Below are 5560 nucleotides of genomic sequence, written 5' to 3'. Positions count from 1 at the left end.
CCTAAAACAATCAACCATGAACGAGATCCAAGCACGGTTGATATGTTCTGCAACTTGTCAGACAGTCAGATAAATACTTATAGCTCAGTATTGTCTAAAGTCCACAGTATCAGCGACCTAGCAGGGAATAAGGACTATCAAGCATTTGCAATATGGATTGCCAATATTTTACGTGACCCGTCCAGTGTGCGAGAAGAAACGGCAAAACGCATATTCAAGGCATTGCGAACAGAAACAGATTTTAAAGGTTAAATGGGAGTATTACTAATGACTGATTTATCAAAACTAAGTGAAACCGAGCTATTAGCTATCTGGAATAAAGATAATTTTGGACTGAAAGGTCAACTATACAAACTAGAACAAGAGTACATCGAAGCCAAAGAAATATTGGATAACTGGCAGAATAAAGACCACCCACTTTATGAACGTCATCAAAGTTGTGTGGATGGTCTTATTACAAGGATTGAGCGTATAAAACAACAACTAAACAAATGCGAATAATCAGAAAAAATCTGTCTCGCCCTATGAGATAGTGTTTTCATCCTGATTGCTTTTAGATCGTTTTGACCGTAGCTCGTTTGCTTTATTCATCATCGAGCCAGCCATACGTCCACCAGTCGTAGAACCACTTAAACGACTACCAAGGTCACTTTTTAAAGCAGAACTCATATTCATGGCCATATTACCAGCCATAAAACCAGCTTTACCCATTGCACTCGATGGGCCTGTGCCAGTTGCTTGAGCCGTTTTAAGCTGTTCACTTGCCAACGCTCCAGCGCCTTTTGTAGCCATAGACGCACCAGCTGCACCAGCAGCAGCGCCAGCTGTCGCAGCAGCCACAGCACGTAGGGCAGAAGTTAAAGCAGCACCACTTCCAATAGATGAACCGTTAATCACACCTTGGAGCATATCAGGCACAATTTTGGTTAATGCCAGCAGTACCACACTACAGCCAATCATACCGACCAAACTTACATTGTCTTCAACATTAAAGCCCGTAGCCCACTCTTGGATAAAAGTAAGTCCAAGACCTGCAATCAATTGTAAGATAAATATTTTTGCACCGACTGAAACAGCATATTGAATAGTTTTCAAGGCATAGTCTTTCGTCCATTGCGAACCTGCAAACCCCATCATTAAGACACTAGCTGACACCACGATATACATTTCAACCAACGCCAAAACCAAGAACGCACAAATCAAGGCAAATGCAATCATGATAATGATTGAAGCAATCAGCATCCCCAATGAATCAATAGGCGACCAAGCACTTACCGAGTTTAAAATCTCTTGGACGATCTTCCAGCCGTTCACAAAAAAATCTGAGGGTGTAAGCAGACTGTAGCCACTGGCGGTAGATGCAGCCTGCCTGAAGCTATTTACAATCGCTTCAGCGAACGTTGCTGAGTTCATCAAAAGCCATGACATAAAGCCAGAATCAAAAAATTATTATGTGATCAGATTTCTTTTCTGCTCAAACTGCTCTTCAATTTTTGAACTCAAAAAATTGACAATAGGCTGCAAAGCATAATGCTCCTCTTGCCAATTTTGTTTGCCGATTTCCCCTCTATATTCCTGTATAAGTCGCTGCAATACGAATTTCTGCTCATCAGAAAGCTGAGACATAACCCATCGTGCAGCATTGTCTTTTGAAGCAATATCCTTCATCACTAAACTAAAATAGATCCGGCATAAAGCTAAAATCTGGTTTCTTTCATCTGCATCCTCATCCCAATGCGCTACAATTTCGGGATAAGTGTCAGACATTGCTTGCCATAGTTCTTGATCAGAAATTTCAGGTGCCCATTGGTTTAAAGCTGGCCCAAATAAAACTGTATGATGAGATCTCGCTTTTCTAAGCAATATACTAATATCTGGGTCTTTCTGTGAGCTCAATATTCCACCTTCTTTAAGCTCTTCACGCAGCCATTCACCAAATTGCATTTCATAACTTAAAGGATAAATTCCAGACTGAATCTCATCTTTTAATAAAATAGTAACTTCTAATGGCCTTTGTAATTCCCCAACAGGCTGTGAAATTTTTAGTAATTCTTGTGCAAGCTGCTCACGTAAAGCAGAAGTTAATGGTTGAGTGACCACGACCAGTACATCAAGATCACTTTCTGGCCCTAAACCACCGTCAACAGCTGAACCATAAAGATAAATTGCAAATAATGATTCCGCTAAAAGCTGCTGTAATTTTTCTTGTAGATATTCTAACTGAATTAAATCAGGCATCACTCACTCCTTTAATGGAAGATTAAATAATTCTCTATCTCGATTTTCGGTTAAGTATTTATCGAGTTGAGCCATTAACTTTTCATGAGCAACAGTGTCATTTTCGACGATTTTTAACATACAAGAGCCGATTAAAATCTTACGTCTTGTATCATTCTTTCGTTCTAACTCTTTTTTCTTAGAACGTTCACGAGCTACAGCAGCTTGTTTTTGAGCTTTTAACTGTTTTAACCGCTCTTGTTGCTTAGAAATTTGTTGTTCCAATGACTCAATTTTCATCTTTAACATACCTTTCAAATAGAGGAAATCCCCCTAAATCATAAGCGCACTTGAACATTGCTTTCAAGTTGCTATATGATTGTTGTGGGTTTTCCCGAAGGGCGCACTTTCCCAAACTAAAGTTTGGAGTGCGTAAGGGGACACCCCTTAACCCCGAAAAAAAATTTTCAATTTTTTTTTAAAAACACTTGTCAATGGGACTTTACATCGTGGCTATTTTTCACTTTTCAGTAAAAAATATTAGTCGATCAGATGGTCGAAGTGCTGTTGCGTGTGCTGCATATAGATCAGGGGAAAAATTGAAAGATGAACGCTATGGAAAAGAGCAGGATTACACGAAGAAAACAGGCATAGAATTTAAAAATATCTATGCGCCTGAAAACACCAAAAAAGAATTATTAGATCGGGAAACGCTTTGGAATACGGTCGAAACCATTGAAACTAGAAAAAACTCTCAATTATCAAGAGAATTTGAAGTTGCATTTCCTTGTGAATTAAACCAAGAACAACGAGAGAAGATGCTCAATGAGCTATGCGGAAAAATTGTAGAACGTCATAAGGTCGTTGTTGATGCAGTCATTCATGCCCCACATACCGCAGGCGGAAGTGATGACCGCAACTATCACGCCCACATCATGCTCACTACACGCAGCATTAACCAACAAGGCGACCTTGATAAAAAAACGAGAGAATTTAACGACAACGGCAAACAAGAAGTCGAACACTGGAGACAACAGTTTGCGGAACTCTGCAATCAATTTCTTGAACAGGTTGGCAGCCATGAGCGTGTCGATCACCGCAGCTACAAAGAGCAAGGTTTAGATTTAGAAGCCACACAGCATGAGGGTTCTACAATTACCCAACTTCGCAGACAGGGCAAGGACACTGAAATCAGTTTAAGTAACGATGCGATTAAGGCTAGAAATACAGAACGCCAATTAATTAAAGGACTTGAGCAAGAAATTTTAGCCACAGAACGCCTTGTTCATGACTTGGAACAGACCAGGGAAAATTTAGACCAGGAACAACGCCAAAAAGAAAAAGACCAGGAACAACGTTCCCCTGAAGAATTAACCAAAATTGCATATAGCGTTATTTCGCAATATAACGACGCTATAGCCACAGAAGCGAAAAACATAGCGTCATCTATCCAAAAAACAGAAATCGAGCAAATAAACGCTGTTTTGGAGCAAATAGAGCTATCTAAAAGCGATATTAAACACCAAAAAGAAGAACTAGGAAAAAGACCCCTGTTTTTTGGCGGAAAATGGGATACAGCAAATGCTGAAATTCAGAAGCAGTTGAACCAGCTGGAAGAACAAGAACGAGAATTGAGGAATAACTCCCCTCGATTTGAGCCTGAACGCTATACAGATCGGGCAAAACTGACTGTAAACAAGGCTAATCCAAACCTAAAAGCTAAATATGACCGAGCAAGAAATTATCTTGAGCGAGAACAACAACGGAAGTTAGCCGAACAGGAAAAACGAAAACAAGAAGCCAAAGCCATACAAGAACAAGAAAAACAGGCATTTTTTGCACGTAAAGCCTTGCGTGAACAAGGTAAGCATGAAGAAGCCAACAAGATGCTTGAAGCCGAAAAGCGGAATAGACCACGTTCAAGATAGGTATATCTATGGTGCAAAATATATGATTTTGCACCATAGATATACCTATTCTTTTTGGTGTTTATTAAAATTATCTAAACAATACATGGTTTTACAGAGCGAGTGTCTACGAGCGAACTAGCAATATTCGACCCTCGACCCTCTGAAAAACCGCTTTTAAATGACTTGAACCCTAGAAAATCTATATTTTCATGTTGAAATCTGCACCTAGACCGAGCGAAGCGAGCATAAAGCCTTATGAGCGAAGCGAATTCATAGTTGCTTTTGCTTTTAGATTTCACAAACAGGATTAACCGAAAAATTGCCCCTCGAAGCGAGCTTGCGAGCTTCAATAAAGTACGAGCTTTAGCGAGTACATAGGGCAATTTTGACCCCTCCCCTCTTTTTTAATTTTTTTATTTTTTTTAATTTTTAGGGTGACTGAAATCCTTATATAGCAATGGTTTCAGACTTTATATAGCAACGTTTATCTTGCAATATAGCAACGTTTATCTTGCAATATAGCAACGTTTATCTTGCAATATAGCAACGTTTATCTTGCATATTACAACATTGTTATATAATGTTGCTATAACAACAAAATTCGAATAAGTTGCTATGTATGAAAAAAGACCTAGTCGTTAAGGATAATGCGCTGATCAATGCCAGTTATAATTTAGACCTTGCAGAACAACGCCTAATCCTTTTAGCAATACTGGAGGCGAGGGAGTCTAATATCCCTAGTGACCGTGATTTAACTATCCATGCAGAAAGCTACATTAACCATTTCAATGTCCATAGAAACACCGCCTACAAAGTCTTAAAGGATGCTTGCAAAAACTTGTTTGAGCGTCGCTTTAGTTACCAAAAATTAACGGCTAAAGGCAATCTTGAGAATGTTATGAGCCGATGGGTACAGCGTGTGTCCTATGTTGAAAATGAAGCCCTTGTCCGTATCAGGTTTTCAGATGATGTTGTGCCACTGATCACCAACCTAGAGAAGCATTTCACCAGTTATGAACTGGAGCAGGTAAGTAGCCTAACGAGTGCCTATGCCATACGTTTATATGAACTACTAATTGCATGGCGTAGCACTGGGAAAGTATCAATGCTTGAAACTAAGGAATTGAGGTCAAGACTTGGTGTATTGGACACAGAGCATCAACGGATGGAATCGTTTAAAAGACGAGTATTAGAGCCTGCTATTCAACAAATTAACGACCATACCGACATTAAGGCAGAATACGAGCAACATAAGCGAGGACGTTCAATCATTGGGTTTTCATTCAGCTTTAAACAGAAATCCAAGCCTAAAACAATCAACCATGAACGAGATCCAAGCACGGTTGATATGTTCTGCAACTTGTCAGACAGTCAGATAAATACTTATAGCTCAGTATTGTCTAAAGTCCACAGTATCAGCGACCTAGCAGGGA

Annotated in this window: 6 protein-coding genes and 1 pseudogene; 4 read left to right on the top strand and 3 right to left on the bottom strand. The window is 39.6% G+C overall.

Features of this window, described 5'->3' with window-relative positions:
• Together FTV17_RS15280 and FTV17_RS15275 are read left to right on the top strand one after the other, a co-directional pair.
• Positions 1 to 252 (top strand): annotated as a pseudogene (locus FTV17_RS15280) (replication initiation protein); the annotation flags it as partial.
• A gap of 15 nt (positions 253 to 267) precedes the next feature.
• Positions 268 to 501, top strand: a complete 234-nt coding sequence (locus tag FTV17_RS15275; protein ID WP_065996352.1) for a hypothetical protein — start codon at positions 268 to 270, stop codon at positions 499 to 501.
• A 21-nt stretch (positions 502 to 522) separates the two neighbouring features.
• On the opposite strand, the gene trbL is transcribed toward FTV17_RS15275, so the two are convergent.
• From trbL to FTV17_RS15260, 3 genes are read right to left on the bottom strand one after another with little or no spacing between them, the layout of a single operon-like run.
• Positions 523 to 1428: a P-type conjugative transfer protein TrbL gene (gene trbL, locus FTV17_RS15270; RefSeq protein WP_204832353.1), complete on the bottom strand. Its 906-nt coding sequence runs from the start codon at positions 1426 to 1428 to the stop codon at positions 523 to 525.
• Between the two features lie 21 nt (positions 1429 to 1449).
• Positions 1450 to 2238, bottom strand: a complete 789-nt coding sequence (locus tag FTV17_RS15265; RefSeq protein ID WP_005071978.1) for an ANT(3'')-II family aminoglycoside nucleotidyltransferase — start codon at positions 2236 to 2238, stop codon at positions 1450 to 1452.
• Between the two features lie 3 nt (positions 2239 to 2241).
• A complete protein-coding gene (locus tag FTV17_RS15260; protein WP_180000669.1) occupies positions 2242 to 2517 on the bottom strand; it encodes a mobilization protein in 276 nt (91 codons plus the stop codon).
• Positions 2518 to 2726: 209 nt separating this feature from the next.
• On the opposite strand from FTV17_RS15260, the gene mobQ reads away from it, so the two are divergent.
• Together mobQ and repM are read left to right on the top strand one after the other, a co-directional pair.
• Positions 2727 to 4145 (top strand): MobQ family relaxase, encoded by a 1419-nt coding sequence (gene mobQ / locus FTV17_RS15255; RefSeq protein ID WP_065996350.1) that lies wholly within the window; start codon positions 2727 to 2729, stop codon positions 4143 to 4145.
• A 601-nt stretch (positions 4146 to 4746) separates the two neighbouring features.
• Positions 4747 to 5560: replication initiation protein RepM (gene repM, locus FTV17_RS15250; RefSeq protein ID WP_180000667.1), on the top strand; the 814-nt coding region annotated here is incomplete at its 3' end.

Origin of the sequence: Acinetobacter sp. YH12239 (assembly GCF_013417635.1) — a bacterium.
Taxonomy (GTDB): Bacteria; Pseudomonadota; Gammaproteobacteria; order Pseudomonadales; family Moraxellaceae; genus Acinetobacter.
The sequence above is the reverse complement of the archived record's forward strand: the minus strand, read 5'-3'. Positions and strand labels throughout refer to the sequence as shown.

Excerpts from the sequence above, each read along its gene's own strand:
- FTV17_RS15275 (WP_065996352.1), top strand. The coding sequence starts at position 268 with ATGACTGATTTATCAAAACTAAGTGAAACCGAGCTATTAGCTATCTGG.
- trbL (WP_204832353.1), bottom strand. The coding sequence starts at position 1,428 with ATGTCATGGCTTTTGATGAACTCAGCAACGTTCGCTGAAGCGATTGTA.
- FTV17_RS15265 (WP_005071978.1), bottom strand. The coding sequence starts at position 2,238 with ATGCCTGATTTAATTCAGTTAGAATATCTACAAGAAAAATTACAGCAG.
- FTV17_RS15260 (WP_180000669.1), bottom strand. The coding sequence starts at position 2,517 with ATGAAAATTGAGTCATTGGAACAACAAATTTCTAAGCAACAAGAGCGG.